The organism is Pseudomonas sp. NPDC089428, from assembly GCF_044749325.1.
Taxonomy (GTDB): domain Bacteria; phylum Pseudomonadota; class Gammaproteobacteria; order Pseudomonadales; family Pseudomonadaceae; genus Aquipseudomonas.
Genome location: NZ_JBIVHT010000001.1, coordinates 232,385 through 249,779, shown reverse-complemented (window position 1 = coordinate 249,779; position 17,395 = coordinate 232,385). Strand labels below are relative to the sequence as shown.

The following is a 17,395-nucleotide window of genomic DNA, read 5'->3' as shown; positions in this document are numbered from 1 at the left end:
TCGCGGGCAAGCCCGCTCCCACAGAAATAGCACTCACCTGAAGGTTGGTGCAGTACCTGTGGGAGCGGGCTTGCCCGCGAAGAGGCCAACACAGGCGATGAATCAGGCCGGTTTCATTACCAGAACCCCAAGCGGCGGCAAGTTCAGCGCCAGTGACAGTGGCTGCCCATGGCTGGCCACTTGATCACTCTCCACCGCCCCCAGATTGCCGACATTCGACCCGGCATACAGCTCGGCATCGCTGTTGAGCAACTCCTGCCAACGCGCCCCGAACGGCACGCCAATCCGGTACCCCTCGCGCGGTACCGGGGTAAAGTTGGCCACCACCAGCAGCGGCTCGCCCTGGCTGCTCCAGCGCAACCAGGCATACACGCTGTTGTGCGCGTCATCGCCGATCAGCCACTGGAAGCCCTGGGGCTGGCAGTCCTGCTCGTGCAACGCCGGCAGCTCGCGGTACAGGCGGTTCAGGTCACCGACCAGTCGCTGCACGCCCTGGTGTTCCGGGTACTGCAGCAGGTACCAGTCCAACTGGTGGTCGTGGTTCCACTCGCGCCACTGGCCGAACTCGCAGCCCATGAACAGCAGCTTCTTGCCTGGGTGGGTCCACATGAAGGTCAGGTAGGCGCGCAGGTTGGCGAACTTCTGCCAGCGGTCGCCGGGCATCTTGTCGATCAACGAATGCTTGCCGTGCACCACCTCATCATGGGAAATGGGCAGGATGAAATGCTCGGAGTAGGCGTAGATCAGGCCGAAGCTCATTTCGTTGTGGTGATAGGTCCGGTGCACCGGGTCGTTCTGGATGTAATGCAAAGTGTCGTGCATCCAGCCCATGTTCCACTTGTAGGCAAAACCCAGCCCGCCCTGCTGGATCGGCTGGCTGACGCCTGGCCAGGCGGTGGACTCCTCGGCGATGATCAGCGCCCCCGGCGCCTCGTGGGCGGCGATGCCGTTGAGGTGGCGGATGAAGTCGATGGCCTCGAGGTTTTCGCGCCCACCGTGGCGGTTGGGCACCCACTCGCCGGCCTTGCGCGAATAGTCGCGGTACAGCATCGAAGCGACCGCATCGACGCGCAGGCCGTCGACATGGAAGTGCTTGAGCCAGTGCAGCGCCGAGGCCAGCATGAAACCGCGCACTTCGTTGCGGCCAAGGTTGTAGATCAGCGTGTTCCAGTCCTGGTGGAAGCCTTCCAGCGGGTTGTCGTACTCATACAGTGCGGTGCCGTCGAAACGCGCCAGGCCATGTTCGTCGGTGGGGAAATGCGCCGGCACCCAATCGAGGATCACGCCGATGCCGCCCTGGTGGCAGGCATCGACGAAGAACGCGAAGTCCTCGGCGCTGCCATAGCGTGAAGTCGGGGCGAACAACGACAGCGGCTGATAGCCCCAGGAACCACCGAATGGATGCTCCATGATCGGCAACAGTTCGATGTGGGTGAAGCCCAGCTGCTGCACATAAGGCACCAGGCGTTCGGCAAGCTCGCGCCAGTTGTAGTAGCGCGACACTTCTCCCAGTTCGTCGAGCTCGCATTGCCAGGAGCCGGGGTGCAGTTCGTAGATCGACAGTGGTGCACTGTAAGCATGGCGCTGGGCGCGGTGTTCCATCCAGTCGTGGTCATGCCATTCGTGGCTCAGCTCACCGGCCACCTTCGACGCCGTACTCGGCGGCAGCTCGGTGGCGCGTGCCAGCGGGTCAGCCTTAAGCGGCAGTATGCCGTCCTTGCCGAGCACTTCGAACTTGTAGGTTTCACCCACGCCCAGGCGCGGCACGAACAGCTCCCACACCCCGGCGCTGTGGCGCAGGCGCATGGGGTGGCGGCGGCCGTCCCAGTTGTTGAAGTCGCCCACCACCGAGACCCGTCGTGCATTGGGTGCCCACACCGAGAAGCACACGCCATCGATGCCATCGACCTGGACCGGCTGGGCGCCAAAGCGCCCGGACAAGTCGCGGTGATTGCCCTCGGCGAACAGGTAGAGATCCATGTCACCCAGTTGCGGGCCAAAGCTGTAGGGGTCTTCGGTCACCTGCTCGCCCCCGGCCCAGCCGATCTGCAGCAGGTACGGGTGTGCCTCATCAAGGTGCGCGCTGAACAGGCCGGGCAGGCTGCCCTGCACCATTTCGGCGAGGACACGCCCATCATGGCGCGCCAGCAGCCGCACGTTCAGCGCATTGGGCAGGAACGCCCGCACCAGCAAGCCGCCCTGCCCGTCTGCATGGGGGCCCAGCACTGCAAATGGATCGGCGTGCTCGGCGCGGGCCAGGGCATCCAGGTCCCGTTGCCGAAGGCCGCCGTTATCACGCGTGGTTGCATTCATCTATGACTCTCCCCAGGTACTGATCAGTCCATGCAAGCCATGCAAGGGCACGGCCAGCCAACTCGGACGGTTTTCGGCTTCGTATGTAATTTCGTAGGCGGCTTTTTCCAGGCAGAACAACTCCAGTGCGGCGCGCTCGCCTTCGGCCTGTTGCCAGGCGTGGGGCATGGCGGCGGTGGCCAGGCCATAGGCCTCGACGAAGGCATGCCGCGACTGGTGCAGGTACTGCCGGGCAACCCGTTGTCGGGCCTGGCGCGCCGGGCCGGAAAGGTCGACCGCAGACGCGCTGCGCAGGATCATCGCAGCAGCATAGTCGAAGGATCGCAACACGCCGCTGACATCCTTGTACGGACTGTGTTTGGCCCGGCGCTCGTCCAGCGGACGGGCCGGCTCGCCCTCGAAATCGATCAGGTAGGCATCGCCCTGTACCACCAGGACCTGGCCCAGATGCAAGTCGCCGTGCACACGCATCAACAGGCCACCCTGGGCTTGTTCGGCGAGCCTGGCGATGTGCTGGGCAAGGCCGTCACGCTGCTGTTGCAGGTCGTCGACCAGGGCCTGGCTGTCGCTGTCGAGGTGTTCGCGGTGCTGGGCCAGCAGGTCGAGGGCGTGGTTCAGTTCGGCACTGATCTGCACGCTCCAGCGTTGGCTGTCGTCGGCGTCGCTGGGGCGCGGCTGGAAGGCTTGATCGTTGCTCGGTGCCGCCAGCAGCAGGTGCATCTCGCCCAGGCGCTGGCCGAGCAAGGCGGCGAATCCGTTGAGTTCGGCCAGCGCATCGGTATGTGCTTCGGCATCAGCGCTGGTCGGCTCCATCTCATCGCGGATGGCCCGCTCCAGGGTGTTCTGGGTCCAGGCCCAGGCATCGCCCTGATTACTCAGGTAGCCCTGGGCGATCATCAACAGGTGCGGCGCGCCCTGCTCGTCGACGCGGCTGACCCAGGCCAGCAGCGGCGAGATGTTGGCGAAGCCGCCGGCGGTGAGGTAGGCGCTCATCTCCAGCTCCGGGTGAATGCCCGGATTGACCCGGCGGATAAGCTTGAGCACCACGCGGTCGCCAATCACCACCGAGCTGTTGGACTGCTCGGCACTGAGGTAACGCACTGGGCTTTCCTCATTCAGCTCAAGCTCAGCCAGCTGTGCGGTGCACTCAAAGTGCAGTTCGCCCTGGCCATTGCCGCAAGGCAGCTGCACACCGTCCTGACAGGCGCGCAGTACAGCGCGGATGAACGGTTCAAGGACGAAGGCGTCGGTGATCAGGCCAACCTGGCGGCCACGGCGGACCCGCGCCAGCGCCAGCTGCTGCGGCAGCGCCGTGTTGATCTGTTCTTCCGGCAGCAGGCCGAACGGCAGCTGGTACTGGTTGGCCACGCCGTCGCTGAGCACTTCGATCTCGCTGAGCAGCACCGGTGTGGTGGCGGTGCCAAAGCGCACGCCGTAGCGCAGGCGCACCTGGTCGATCGGGCCTTCCTTGCCGGCGAACCAGCGGCGCTTGGGCAGGTATTGCGGCAGGATGGTGCCTTGCAGGGTGTCGCTGGAGGGCGGTTCGAGCAGTTCTTCCATGCGTTTGCGCAGCACTAACGTGGTCAATTCCGGCAACCCCTCGGTGGCTTGGATGTGCCAGCTGGGCATGCGGTCGTGGGCAGCCAGCAGGAACCAGTAAAAGGCATAAGGCGGCAAGGTCAGCAGGAACGGCAACTGGCCGATCGGCGGGAAGGCGCTACCGCCGAGCATCTCAACCGGCACTTTGTCAGCGTATTGCGACAGTTCGAGCTCGGCGGCCTGGGCGGCGCGGGAAACGTTGGCGACGCAAAGAATCACCTCGCTGTTGCCATCGGCGTCGGTGTACTCGCGGATGTACGCCAGGATGCGCCGGTTGCTTGGCGTGAGCATGCGCAGGCTGCCGCGGCCAAAGGCCTTCTGCTGCTTGCGTACCGCCAGCAGGCGGCGGTTCCAGTTCAGCAGCGAGTGCGGATCGTGGGCCTGGGCTTCGACGTTGACGGTCTGGTAGCCGTACAACGGGTCCATGATCGGCGGCAGCACCAGGCGCTGCGGGTCGGCCCTGGAGAAACCGCCGTTGCGGTCTGGCGACCATTGCATCGGCGTACGCACGCCGTCGCGGTCACCGAGGTAGATGTTGTCGCCCATGCCCAGTTCGTCGCCGTAGTACAGGGTTGGCGTGCCGGGCATCGACAACAGCAGGCTGGTTAGCAGTTCGATGCGCCGGCGGTCGCGCTGCAGCAGCGGCGCCAGGCGCCGGCGGATGCCAAGATTGATGCGCGCGCGGCGGTCTTCGGCGTAGTAGTTCCACAGGTAGTCGCGCTCGCGATCGGTGACCATCTCCAGGGTCAGCTCATCGTGGTTGCGCAAAAAGATCGCCCACTGGCAGTTGGCCGGGATATCCGGGGTCTGGCGCAGGATGTCGGTGATCGGGAAGCGGTCCTCCATGGCCAGGGCCATGTACATGCGCGGCATCAGCGGGAAGTGGAAGGCCATGTGGCATTCGTCGCCATCACCCTCGCCGAAGTACGGGCGGGTGTCCTCGGGCCACTGGTTGGCCTCGGCCAGCAGCATGCGGTCGGGGTAGTTGGCATCGATTTCGGCGCGAATCGCCTTGAGCACCCTGTGGGTCTCGGGCAGGTTTTCGTTGTGGGTGCCATCGCGCTCGATCAGGTACGGGATGGCATCCAGGCGCAGGCCGTCGACACCCAGGTCGAGCCAGAAGCGCATCACCTCGATGACGGCCTTGAGCACCTGCGGGTTGTCGAAGTTGAGGTCCGGCTGGTGCGAATAGAAACGGTGCCAGAAATACTGGCCGGCGACCGGGTCCCAGGTCCAGTTGGACTTCTCGGTGTCGAGGAAGATGATCCGCGTGCCGTCGTATTTCTGATCGTCGTCCGACCACACGTAGAAGTCCCGCGCCTTGCTGCCGCGCTTGGCATGGCGGGCGCGCTGGAACCAGGGGTGCTGGTCGCTGGTGTGGTTGATGACCAGCTCGGTGATCACCCGCAGGCCGCGCTTGTGTGCCTCGGCGATGAAGCGGCGGGCATCGGCCATGCTGCCATAGTCCGGGTGCACAGCCTTGTACTCGGCGATATCGTAGCCATCGTCGCGCCGTGGCGAGGGGTAGAACGGCAGCAGCCACAGGGTGTTTACGCCCAGTTCGGCGATGTAGTCGAGCTTGCTGATCAGGCCAGCGAAATCACCAATACCGTCGTTGTTGGCATCGAAGAACGACTTGATGTGCAGCTGGTAGATCACGGCGTCCTTGTACCACAGCGGGTCATCGATGAAGGCTGCCGGGCGGGAACGCTTGGCCATGGGTGACTCCTTTCTGTCCTGGGTTCGGCGAGATCCTTGTGGGAGCGGGCTTGCCCGCGAAGCAGGCACCGCAGTGGATGGCACCGGCTTTGCCGGTTTTCGCGGGCAAGCCCGCTCCCACAGGGAATGTGGCGTGCCGTGCTAACGGGCCTTTTCTATGCGCCAGATGCCGAACGGCTGGTGCCAGGGTTCGATACGCATCCACTGGGTCTTGCCATGCCAGGTCCAGCGATGGCCGTTCATCAGGTCCTCGCCGTGGGTGTCGGCGTTGTCATCCAGCCCCAACTCCCACAATGGCAATTCGAAACTGGCTTCCTGGGCGTTGTGCGGGTCGAGGCTGATCGCCACCAGAATGTAGTTGTCGCGCTCGGGCGTGCGCTTGGCGAAGTACAGGATGTTGTCGTTCCAGCAGTTGAAGAACGCCACGCCCAGGTGGGTCTGCAACGCCCGGTTCTGCCGGCGGATACGGTTGAGCTGGGCAATTTCGGCAATGATGTTGCCGGGCTGGTTGAAATCACGCGGGCGGATCTCGTACTTCTCCGAATCCAGGTACTCCTCCTTGCCCGGCAGTGGCGTGCCTTCGCACAGTTCGAAGCCTGAATACATGCCCCACAGCCCCGACCCCATGGTCGCCAGTGCAGCGCGGATGAGGAAGCCGGCACGGCCCGAGCTGTGCAGGAAAAAGGGGTTGATGTCGGGCGTATTGACGAAGAAATTCGGCCGGTAGCAGTAGCACCACGGCGGCTGGTTGAGTTCCTCGAAATATTCGCGCAGCTCCTGCTTGGTGTTGCGCCAGGTGAAGTAGGTGTAGCTCTGCGCATACCCCACCTTGCCCAGGCGCGCCATCATCGCCGGCCGGGTGAAGGCCTCGGCCAGGAAGATCACCTCGGGGTGCTGGCTGCGCACATTGGCGATCAGCCATTGCCAGAACGGCAGCGGCTTGGTGTGCGGGTTGTCGACGCGGAAGGTCTTCACGCCCTCCTCGACCCAGCCAACCACCACGTCACGCAGGGCCAGCCACAGGCTCGGTACCGCGTCGGCGGCGTAGAAGTCGACGTTGACGATGTCCTGGTATTTCTTTGGCGGGTTTTCGGCGTAGCGGATGGTGCCGTCGGGGCGCCAGCTGAACCAGCCAGGGTGCTCCTTGAGCCAGGGGTGATCCTGGGAGCACTGGATGGCGAAGTCCAGGGCGATCTCCAGGCCGTGCTCGGCGGCGGCGGCGACCAGGCGGCGGAAGTCCTCGCGCGTGCCCAGCTGCGGGTGGATGGCCTCGTGGCCACCCTCGGGGCTGCCGATCGCGTAGGGGCTGCCGGGGTCGCCGGGCTCGGCGCGCAACGCATTGTTGCGGCCCTTGCGGTGCTGGGTGCCGATCGGGTGGATCGGCGGGAAGTACAGCACGTCGAAGCCCATGTCGCGGATCATCGGCAAACGTTCGTGCACGTCGTTGAAAGTGCCATGGCGCTCGGGGCTGTCGGTGATCGAACGCGGGAACAGCTCGTACCAGCTGGCGAACAGTGCGGCCGGCCGGTCGACATCGAGGGGGAACTCACGGCTGCGGGTCAGGTAGCTGCGGTGCTCGGCTTCGGCCATCAGCCGTGCGGTATTAGGGTGCAGCAGCAGCGCCACCTGGTCATCGGCCTTGAGCGAAGCCAGTTGCTGTTGCAAGGCTGCGATCTCTTCGCGCAGCACGCCTTCGCTGAGGTCGATGCCCTGGCCGAGCATCAGCCGCCCCTCTTCCAGCTCCAGCTCGACCGCGACGCCGGCGTGGTACTTCTTCTCCAGGTCGTGGCAATAGGTGGCGAACGGGTCGATCCAGGCCTCGATGCTGAACAGGTGCGGGCCCAGCTCGGTGGGGGTGAAATCAGCCAGCCACAGGTCATTGCCCGGCGACTGCATTGGCACGCAGTGCCAGCGGCGGCTATGGGCCTGGCGCCAGTTGAGCATTACCACCAGGCGGTCGTGGCCGTCGCTGTAGACCTTGCTGCTGACCGTAATCTGTTGGCCGCTGACGGCCTTGGCGGCGAACGTGCCGGCCTCGAGCACGGGTTGGGTGTCTTCGATGACGATGCGTGGCGCCAGCAGCGCCTGGGACAGGCTGATGGCCTGATCCGGGTGATCATTCGCCGTGGGCGCACTTTCAAAGGGCTCGTTTCGTGACATCGACCTTGCTCCCTCAGGCTGGTGGCGGTAAGGGTTCAGAGCCGGGCGCAGACAAGGGGTTCAAAATAATTGAGCGAACGGCAACTGCCGGCGGTCAGAGCCTGCAGCACCTCTTCAATTCACCCCTGCGAGGCCAGGCCATGAACATTCCCATTCCACCGGAAACACCCGACCCCAACATCGACGACCCGAGCCTGCCGCCGCCCGTGCCGGAAAAGGATCCGGACGAGCTGCCGATCAAGCCGACCGTACCGCCGACGGTGGGTGATCCGCCGAGTGATGAACCACCGGTGAAGGCTTAAGGGTAGACCCGCTGTTCATGAAGGGTGGGCGGCTCGCCGTGAAATATGTGGTGCCTGTGCCACCGAGCGCCGCCCGCGCGGCGCTCAATCTCGACCCCAGCAGACATGCCACGACGAGCCCTATCAGCCTCACTCGGTCAAAGCTGCCATCTCCGCCACGCTGATTTCCCTCATCCGGAACTTCTGCACCTTCCCCGTGACAGTCATCGGAAACTCTTCGACGAAGCGGAAATGCCGCGGCACCTTGAAGTGCGCAATGCGCGCCTTGCACCAGCCTTGAAGCTCTTCAACCGTGGCAGTGTGCCCCGGATGCAGCTTGATCCAGGCCACGATCTCCTCGCCATAACGGCTGCACGGAATACCCACCACCTGCGCATCGGCCACCGCCGGGTGGGTGTAGAAGAACTCTTCCAGCTCACGCGGGTAGATGTTCTCGCCGCCGCGAATGATCATGTCCTTGTTGCGCCCGACGATGCGTACGTAGCCGTGCTCGTCCATGACCGCCAGGTCGCCCGAGTGCATCCAGCCGGCCGGGTCGATGGCATCCGCCGTGGCCTGGGGGTTGTCCCAGTAGCCGAGCATCACGCTGTAGCCACGGGTGCACAGTTCGCCGATCTCACCGCGGGCGACGATGCAGCCGTCGGCGTCCACCAGCTTGGTCTCCAGCTGAGGCTGGGTGCGGCCGACGGTGGTCACGCGCAGCTCCAGTTCGTCATCCGGGCCGGTCTGCAGGGATACCGGGCTGGTTTCGGTCATGCCATAGGCAATCTGCACTTGCGCCATGTGCATCTGGTCGATCACCCGGCGCATCACCTCGATCGGGCAGGTAGCGCCAGCCATGATGCCGCTGCGCAGGGTCGACAGGTCCAGTTGCGTGCGCGACGGGTGGTCGAGCATGGCGATGAACATGGTCGGCACGCCATAGAGGATGCTGGCCCGCTCTTCGGCCACGGCGCGCAGGGTCAGCTCGGCGTCGAAGGCGTCGTTCGGGTAGACCATGGTGCTGCCGTGGGTGATGCAGCCGAGGTTGGCCATGACCATGCCGAAGCAGTGGTACAACGGCACCGGGATCACCATGCGGTCGCGTTCGGTCAAACCCAGGCTTTCGCCGACCATGAAGCCGTTGTTGAGGATGTTGTAGTGGCTGAGCGTGGCACCTTTGGGCGCGCCGGTGGTGCCGGAGGTGTACTGGATGTTCACCGGCTGGTCGAACTGCAGGCCCTGCTGACGCGCCGCATAGGCTTCGGTCGCAGTCTGCCCTGCCCGCTCGGCCAGGGCTTGCCAGGGCAGGAAGCCGCTGGGCGGGTTGGCCGCCAGGCTGATGACCCCACGCAGCTCGGGCAGGCGCTCACTGGCCAGCTCGCCAAGGTTGGCGGTCGCCAACTCCGCTACCAGTTCCTGAACCATGGCATGGTAATCGGAGGTCTTGAACGCATCGGCGCACACCAGCCAGCGGCAGCCGGACTGGCGTAGTACGTACTCCAGTTCACCCACGCGATAGGCCGGGTTGATGTTGACCAGGATCGCACCGACCTTGGCGCTGGCCAGTTGCAGGATGCACCACTGGGCGCAGTTGGGTGACCAGATACCGACCCGGTCGCCAGTGTTCACGCCCAGCGCCATCAGGGCGCGGGCATGGATGTCGACCTGTTCGGCCAGCTGCCGCCAGCTGTAGCGCAGGCCCTGGTGGCGCACCACCAGCGCTTCGCCATCGGCGCAGCGGGCCACGGTGGCATCGAAGGCCTGGCCGATGGTCAGGGTCAGCAACGGTTGGTCCTGGCGGCCGCGGGTGTAGCTTGGTTGACTCATGGGTGTCCCTTCTTGTGGTTGTTCTGGGCACGGCTGAAACGAGCTGGGGATACTCTGGCGCAGATTTACGTTTACGTAAAGGTGATGATCGGATTGACAGCGACCAAAGGCAGGTTTACGTTAACGTAAAGGTGATGAACAACACCGGCCCAAGCTTGACGCCGAACCCTGTGGGAGCGGGCTTGCCCGCGAATGCGATCATTTAGGCAATGACGGTGATCCTGCTGACGCTTTCGCGGGCAAGCCCGCTCCCACAGGGTTCGGCGACTCACACTTGAGCTACGGTGTTATCCAATTTCAAGAACAACAAGGTGCCCCCGCATGCATTACCCCACCCTGAACTTCGCCCTGGGCGAAACCATCGACATGCTCCGCGACCAGGTGCGCACCTTCGTCGCCGCCGAACTGGCCCCGCGCGCCGCGCAGATCGACCATGACAACCTGTTCCCCGCCGATATGTGGCGCAAGTTCGGCGACATGGGCCTGCTGGGCATTACCGTTGCCGAGGAATACGGCGGCGCCGGCCTGGGCTACCTGGCCCACGTGGTGTCGATGGAAGAAATCAGCCGTGGCTCGGCCTCGGTCGCCCTCTCCTACGGCGCCCACTCCAACCTCTGCGTCAACCAGATCAACCGCAACGGCAGCCACGAGCAGAAGCTCAAGTACCTGCCCAAGCTGATCAGCGGCGAGCACATTGGCGCCCTGGCCATGAGTGAGCCCAACGCCGGTTCCGACGTGGTGTCGATGAAGCTGCGCGCCGAGAAGCGCGGCGACCGCTACGTGCTCAACGGCAGCAAGACCTGGATCACCAACGGCCCCGACGCCAACACCTACGTGATCTACGCCAAGACCGACCTGGACAAGGGCCCCCACGGCATCACCGCGTTCATCGTCGAACGTGACTGGAAAGGCTTCAGCCGCAGCAACAAGTTCGACAAGCTGGGCATGCGCGGCTCCAACACCTGCGAGCTGTTCTTCGACGGCGTCGAAGTGCCGGAAGAAAACATCCTCGGCCAGCTCAACGGCGGCGTGCGCGTGCTGATGAGCGGCCTGGACTACGAGCGCGTGGTGCTGTCCGGCGGCCCGACCGGCATCATGCAAAGCTGCATGGACCTGGTGGTGCCGTACATTCACGATCGCAAGCAGTTCGGCCAGAGCATCGGCGAGTTCCAGCTGATCCAGGGCAAGATCGCCGACATGTACACCCAGCTCAACGCCAGCCGCGCCTACCTGTATGCCGTGGCCCAGGCCTGCGACCGTGGCGAGACCACCCGCAAGGACGCCGCCGGGGTGATCCTCTACACCGCCGAACGCGCTACGCAAATGGCCCTGGAAGCGATCCAGATTCTCGGTGGCAACGGCTACATCAACGAGTTCCCGGCTGGCCGCCTGCTGCGCGATGCCAAACTGTACGAGATCGGTGCCGGCACCAGCGAAATCCGCCGGATGCTGATCGGCCGCGAACTGTTCAACGAAACCCGCTGAGCACAGGGGACGGGCGCACATGGCTACCTTGCACACCCAGATCAACCCGCGTTCGGCGGAGTTCGCCGGCAACAGCGCGGCCATGCTCGAACAGGTCCAGGCCCTGCGCGGCCTGCTCGCCCAGGTGGCCCAGGGCGGCGGGCCCAAGGCCCAGGAACGGCACACCTCGCGTGGCAAACTGCTGCCGCGCGAACGCATCGACCGCCTGCTCGACCCAGGCTCGCCGTTCCTCGAGATCGGCCAGCTGGCCGCCCATGAGGTATACGGCGAAGACGTGCCGGCCGCAGGCGTGATCGCCGGCATCGGCCGCGTCGAAGGCGTGGAATGCATGATCGTGGCCAACGACGCCACGGTCAAAGGCGGCTCCTACTACCCGCTGACGGTGAAGAAGCACCTGCGCGCGCAGACCATCGCCCTGCAGAACCGCCTGCCATGCATCTACCTGGTGGACTCCGGCGGCGCCAACCTGCCGCGCCAGGATGAAGTGTTCCCCGATCGCGAGCACTTCGGGCGGATCTTCTTCAACCAGGCCAACATGAGCGCGCTGGGCATCCCGCAGATCGCCGTGGTGATGGGCTCGTGCACCGCGGGCGGCGCCTACGTGCCGGCCATGGCCGACGAAGCGATCATGGTGCGCCAGCAGGCGACCATCTTCCTTGCCGGGCCGCCTTTGGTGAAAGCCGCCACCGGTGAAGTGGTCAGCGCCGAAGACCTCGGCGGCGCCGATGTGCACTGCCGCACCAGCGGCGTCGCCGACCACTACGCCGACAACGACGAACATGCCCTGGCCATCGCCCGGCGCAGCGTCGCCAATCTCAACTGGCACAAGCTCGGCAAGCTGCAGCGCCAGGCGCCGGTGGCACCGCTGTACAACGCCGACGAGCTGTATGGCGTGGTCCCGGCCGATGCCAAGCAGCCATTCGATGTGCGCGAGGTGATCGCGCGGCTGGTCGACGGCTCGGTGTTCGATGAGTTCAAGGCGCTGTTCGGCACCACCCTGGTGTGCGGTTTCGCCCACCTGCATGGCTACCCGGTAGCGATTCTGGCCAACAACGGCATTCTCTTTGCCGAAGCCGCGCAAAAAGGCGCGCACTTCATCGAGCTGGCCTGCCAGCGCGGCATCCCGCTGCTGTTCCTGCAGAACATCACTGGCTTCATGGTCGGCAAGAAGTACGAGGAAGGCGGCATCGCCAAGCACGGCGCCAAGCTGGTCACCGCCGTCGCCTGCGCCCAGGTGCCGAAGTTCACGGTGATCATCGGCGGCAGCTTCGGCGCCGGCAACTACGGCATGTGCGGCCGCGCCTACGACCCGCGTTTCCTGTGGATGTGGCCCAACGCGCGCATTGGCGTGATGGGCGCCGAGCAGGCCGCCGGGGTGTTGGCCCAGGTCAAGCGCGAGCAGAGCGAACGCAGCGGCCAAGCCTTCAGTGCCGAGGACGAGGCCAGGCTCAAGCAGCCGATCCTCGACCAGTACGAGCACCAGGGCCACCCCTACTACTCCAGCGCCCGCCTGTGGGACGACGGTGTCATCGACCCGGCGCAGACCCGCGACGTGCTTGGCCTTGCGTTGTCAGCCGCGTTGAACGCGCCCATCGAACAGAGCCGCTTCGGCATTTTCCGGATGTGACCCATGAGCGATTTCAGCACCCTCGAAGTGATCCGCGACCCGCGCGGCTTCGCCACCCTGTGGCTGAGCCGCGAGGACAAGAACAACGCCTTCAACGCGCTGATGATCCGCGAACTGATCGTTGCCCTCGACCAGCTGGCCGAAGACGCCAGCCTGCGCTTCCTGCTGCTGCGCGGCCGTGGCCGGCACTTCAGCGCCGGCGCCGACCTGGCCTGGATGCAGCAATCGGCGCAGCTGGACTTCAACACCAACCTCGATGACGCCCGCGAACTCGGCGAGCTGATGTACGCCCTGCATCGCCTGAAGGCGCCGACCCTGGCCGTGGTGCAAGGCGCGGCCTTCGGTGGCGCGCTGGGCCTGATCAGCTGCTGCGACATGGCCATCGGCGCCGAAGACGCCCAGCTGTGCCTGTCGGAGGTGCGCATCGGCCTGGCACCGGCGGTGATCAGCCCGTTCGTGGTCAAGGCCATCGGCGAACGCGCAGCACGCCGCTATGCCCTGACCGCCGAGCGCTTCAGCGGCGCACGTGCCCGCGAGCTGGGCCTGCTGGCCGAGGTGTACCCGGCCAGCGAACTGGATGCCCAGGTCGAAGCCTGGGTGAGCAACCTGCTGCAGAACAGCCCGCAAGCGCTGCGCGCCACCAAGGACCTGCTACGCGAGGTGGACGACGGCGAACTCAGCCCGGCCCTGCGCCGCTACTGTGAAAACACCATCGCCCGCATCCGCGTCAGCGCCGAAGGCCAGGAGGGCCTGCGCGCCTTCCTGGAAAAACGCCGCCCCGCCTGGCAAACCGACGACAAGAAGGAACCGCGCCCATGAGCCGTCCCGCTTTGACCACCCTGCTGGTCGCCAACCGTGGCGAAATCGCCTGCCGGGTGATGCGCACTGCCAAGGCCATGGGCCTGACCACGGTCGCCGTGCACAGCGCCACCGACCGTGACGCCCGCCACAGCCGCGAGGCCGATATTCGCGTCGACCTGGGCGGCAGCAAGGCCGCCGACAGCTACCTGGTGGTCGACAAGATTCTCGCTGCGGCCAAGGCCAGTGGCGCCCAGGCCATCCACCCAGGCTATGGTTTCCTGTCCGAAAACGCAGGCTTTGCCCGCGCCATCGAACAGGCCGGGCTGATTTTCCTCGGCCCACCCGCAAGTGCCATCGATGCCATGGGCAGCAAGTCGGCCGCCAAGGCGCTGATGGAAGACGCCGGCGTGCCGCTGGTGCCCGGTTACCACGGCGAAGCGCAAGACCTGGACACCTTCCGCGCCGCCGCCGAACGCATTGGCTACCCGGTGCTGCTCAAGGCCAGCGCCGGTGGTGGCGGCAAGGGCATGAAAGTGGTCGAGGAAGAAAGCCAGCTGGCCGACGCCCTGGCCTCGGCTCAGCGTGAGGCGCAGTCGTCGTTCGGCGATGCGCGCATGCTGGTGGAAAAGTACGTGCTCAAGCCACGCCATGTGGAGATCCAGGTGTTCGCCGACCAGCACGGCAACTGCCTGTACCTCAACGAGCGCGACTGCTCGATCCAGCGTCGCCACCAGAAGGTGGTCGAAGAAGCGCCAGCCCCCGGCCTGTCCCCCGAGCTGCGCCGGGCCATGGGCGAGGCAGCGGTGCGCGCGGCCCAGGCGATTGGCTATGTCGGTGCCGGCACCGTCGAGTTTCTGCTCGATGCCCGCGGCGAGTTCTTCTTCATGGAGATGAACACCCGCCTGCAGGTGGAACACCCGGTCACCGAAGCCATCACCGGCCTCGACCTGGTGGCCTGGCAGATTCGCGTGGCCTGCGGCGAGCCGCTGCCGATCACTCAGGAGCAGGTGCCGCTGATCGGCCATGCCATCGAAGTGCGGCTGTATGCCGAGGACCCGGCCAATGAGTTCCTGCCGGCCACCGGTACGCTCGCGCTGTACCGCGAATCGGCACCGGGCGAAGGCCGCCGGGTGGACAGCGGGGTCAGCGAAGGCGATGTGGTATCGCCGTTCTACGACCCGATGCTGGGCAAACTGATTGCCTGGGGGCAGGACCGCGAACAGGCACGCCTGCGCTTGCTGGCCATGCTCGATGAATTCGCCATCGGCGGGCTGAAGACCAACATTGCCTTCCTGCGCCGTATTCTCGCCCACCCGGCCTTCGCGGCGGCAGAGCTGGATACCGGCTTCATTCCACGCCATCAGGAGGTGCTGTTGCCGGCACCGCAGGCATTGCCGGCGGGCTTCTGGGAAGCCGCGGCAGAGGCCTGGCTGCAAGGCCAGGCGCCGCTCCAGCGGGCCGACGATGGCCGTTCGCCGTGGGCCGAGCGCAATGGCCTGCGTCTGGGCTTGCCGGCGCGCAGCAGCCTGCACCTGGTGAGTGGCGGCGAAAAACAGGCGGTTGCCCTGGAGCGCAGCTCCACTGCCACCTGGCAGCTTGAAGGTGAACAGCTGAGCCATGATGAGGGCGGAATCCGTCGCCGCTACCTGGCGGTGCGCCGCGCTGGCACGTTGTTCCTGCGCTGGGATGGCGAGATGCATGCCGTCGACGCCTTCGACCCGATTGCCGAGGCCGAAGCCAGTCACAGCCATCAGGGCGGGTTGGGCGCGCCCATGAACGGCAGCATCGTGCGGGTGCTGGTGACGCCAGGGCAGGTGGTGGAGGCTGGAACGCCACTGGTGGTGCTTGAGGCGATGAAGATGGAGCACAGCATTCGCGCGCCCCATGGCGGGACGGTGAAGGCGCTGTTCTGCCAGGAAGGGGATATGGTCAGCGAAGGGACGGTGTTGGTCGAACTGATGGAGTGAGGCGGTGGGTTGCGGCCGACAGGTGTAGGTCGTGGCATTTTTAGCGCCTGCGAAATCGAGCGCCGCGCGGGCGGCGCTCGATTTCGCAGGCGCTAAAAAAGCTGCGGCATGCACCTGCCAGCCCTCACTCAAATGCCATGCCCGACCCCACGCCCTAGAAGACGCCGTGCACCCGCACGACCACCCCGAGAAACTCGCAGCCCTCTTCGCACACCAGCGTCGGATAACTGCGGTTCAGCGCCTTCAGGTACTGCTGCCCACCCTCCTCGGCCAGCTCCCGCAGAATCGCCGTCTTCCCAGGCTGCCGGGCAATCACCAACCGGCCCGGTTCCGCCTCCAGCCCCGGGTCCACCAGTATCCGCATGCCCTGCGGCACGCTGCGGCCACTGGCAGCGCTCATCGCGTCATTTTCCACGGTCAACCAGAACGCCTTGCCCTGTGCCAGGTAGTCCGTCTGTTCGAATACACCCGGCTCGGACATCTCTGCGGCACCTAGCTCATCCCACGCCAACACCGGGTAGCGGAAGCACACGATGTACTGCATGAGGTCAAGTTCTTCATCGTCGTCATGCACCTCGTAGATGCCACGCTCCTCGCCAACCTGGCCCTGTATCCGCAGCTGCAAGCTGACGCTGTAGTGGGGCATGCCAATCTCGACGAACGTACGGTTCATCGATTCGATCTTGGGCTGGCGCCGCTTGTTCACCCAATGCCCCACACTGCCTTGAGACACGCCGACGCGCTCGGCAAGCTGCTCTTGGGTGAGCTTCAACTCCTCCATCCGGTCACGGACGAGGGCAATCCATTTATCCATATTCATCGCTGGCACGATACGGACTGCCTTCTGGCGCTCAATAAACATTCAGTATTATTTCTAGAAAAGCACATAAATACCCAAGGTATTAAACTCAGGCAGAACCCTTTCCCATTGGCCTGCGCAGGTATCAGGATGAAACCACCGAAAGACGACGTAACAGATCTCGACAGCGAAGCAGCCCGCCGCGCGCTCGATTACTACCTCAACCCCAACCCCCCGCGCCCAAGCGCGCACAACCAGATCTGGACCTTGCACGCCGGCGTCACCGCCGAGCAGGCCCAAGACCACGCCATAGAGCTGCTGCGCTGTGCTGCCGCCACCGCCCACGAAACGGCTTCCCATCAGGAAGGCAGCACCCGCGAGCTGACGTTTGCACTCATGCACATGATCGATATGGCCAGAGCCCTGCTGGAGCACAGGCGCGCCCTGCAGAACGGGCTGTAGGCAAAAAGAAGAAGGGAGAACGTGATGGCCGGCTGCCGGCGAAAGGCCCCGCGCGCCGGGACAAGGAAGCGCGCCGGTAAAACTTTTTTACCGGATAACTGAAAATTCATTTGACTGGCAAATGATAACGATTATTATTGCACTCAGCTGATCGCAAGATCTGCTGGATAACCCGGAGCTTAGGTCGCTCCAGATTATCTCCTCATCAGGCTAATCACGGTTTTTGACCCGGCTTTTTGCCGGGTCATTTTTTTTTGGCTCTTCAGGCTAATGAAGATCGTTGATGGCGCGCATGATAGCAAAAGTGTTTCAGAGCGTGAACGCTCATTACAAATCTTTGCGGAATCAGCAC

Annotated in this window: 11 protein-coding genes; 6 read left to right on the top strand and 5 right to left on the bottom strand. The window is 64.7% G+C overall.

Annotation, left to right across the window (positions count from 1 at the left end):
• Nucleotides 1-102: 102 nt before the first annotated feature.
• The 3 genes from glgB to ACIPZ5_RS01310 all read right to left on the bottom strand — a co-directional run bounded on the left by glgB (nucleotide 103) and on the right by ACIPZ5_RS01310 (nucleotide 7,791).
• Complete coding sequence (gene glgB, locus ACIPZ5_RS01320; protein ID WP_261940807.1) at nucleotides 103-2,313, bottom strand: 1,4-alpha-glucan branching protein GlgB; 2,211 nt, start codon at nucleotides 2,311-2,313, stop codon at nucleotides 103-105.
• The gene (gene treS / locus ACIPZ5_RS01315) at nucleotides 2,314-5,631 is read right to left on the bottom strand and encodes a maltose alpha-D-glucosyltransferase (RefSeq protein ID WP_261940808.1); all 3,318 of its coding nucleotides are present in this window, start codon (nucleotides 5,629-5,631) and stop codon (nucleotides 2,314-2,316) included.
• 141 nt (nucleotides 5,632-5,772) lie between these two features.
• Entirely contained in the window at nucleotides 5,773-7,791 is a 2,019-nt protein-coding gene (locus ACIPZ5_RS01310; RefSeq protein WP_343597351.1) for an alpha-1,4-glucan--maltose-1-phosphate maltosyltransferase, read from the bottom strand.
• 140 nt (nucleotides 7,792-7,931) lie between these two features.
• Here ACIPZ5_RS01310 and ACIPZ5_RS01305 point away from each other — a divergent pair, with 140 nt between their 5' ends.
• Entirely contained in the window at nucleotides 7,932-8,093 is a 162-nt protein-coding gene (locus tag ACIPZ5_RS01305; RefSeq protein ID WP_261940810.1) for a hypothetical protein, read from the top strand.
• A 129-nt stretch (nucleotides 8,094-8,222) separates the two neighbouring features.
• On the opposite strand, the gene ACIPZ5_RS01300 is transcribed toward ACIPZ5_RS01305, so the two are convergent.
• Nucleotides 8,223-9,902, bottom strand: coding sequence for an AMP-binding protein (locus tag ACIPZ5_RS01300; protein ID WP_400806118.1), 1,680 nt, complete (start codon nucleotides 9,900-9,902; stop codon nucleotides 8,223-8,225).
• 321 nt (nucleotides 9,903-10,223) lie between these two features.
• Between ACIPZ5_RS01300 and ACIPZ5_RS01295 the strand changes: the two genes are divergently transcribed.
• Genes ACIPZ5_RS01295 through ACIPZ5_RS01280 form a run of 4 tightly spaced genes read left to right on the top strand, consistent with a single transcriptional unit; the run spans nucleotide 10,224 to nucleotide 15,782 of the window.
• A complete protein-coding gene (locus ACIPZ5_RS01295) occupies nucleotides 10,224-11,387 on the top strand; it encodes an isovaleryl-CoA dehydrogenase (RefSeq protein ID WP_343597346.1) in 1,164 nt (387 codons plus the stop codon).
• Between the two features lie 19 nt (nucleotides 11,388-11,406).
• Entirely contained in the window at nucleotides 11,407-13,014 is a 1,608-nt protein-coding gene (locus ACIPZ5_RS01290) for a carboxyl transferase domain-containing protein (protein WP_060507917.1), read from the top strand.
• Nucleotides 13,015-13,017: 3 nt separating this feature from the next.
• A complete protein-coding gene (locus ACIPZ5_RS01285) occupies nucleotides 13,018-13,833 on the top strand; it encodes a gamma-carboxygeranoyl-CoA hydratase (protein ID WP_261940814.1) in 816 nt (271 codons plus the stop codon).
• On the top strand, nucleotides 13,830-15,782 hold the full coding sequence (locus tag ACIPZ5_RS01280; protein WP_400806115.1) for a biotin carboxylase N-terminal domain-containing protein: 1,953 nt from the start codon (nucleotides 13,830-13,832) through the stop codon (nucleotides 15,780-15,782). Before ACIPZ5_RS01285 ends, ACIPZ5_RS01280 begins: the two co-directional genes overlap by 4 nt.
• A gap of 154 nt (nucleotides 15,783-15,936) precedes the next feature.
• Here the strand turns inward: ACIPZ5_RS01280 and ACIPZ5_RS01275 are convergent, their stop codons facing one another.
• Nucleotides 15,937-16,644, bottom strand: coding sequence for a LexA family transcriptional regulator (locus ACIPZ5_RS01275; RefSeq protein ID WP_343597341.1), 708 nt, complete (start codon nucleotides 16,642-16,644; stop codon nucleotides 15,937-15,939).
• An 87-nt stretch (nucleotides 16,645-16,731) separates the two neighbouring features.
• Here ACIPZ5_RS01275 and ACIPZ5_RS01270 point away from each other — a divergent pair, with 87 nt between their 5' ends.
• Nucleotides 16,732-17,043, top strand: a complete 312-nt coding sequence (locus ACIPZ5_RS01270) for a DUF6124 family protein (protein ID WP_343597339.1) — start codon at nucleotides 16,732-16,734, stop codon at nucleotides 17,041-17,043.
• Nucleotides 17,044-17,395: the final 352 nt, after the last annotated feature.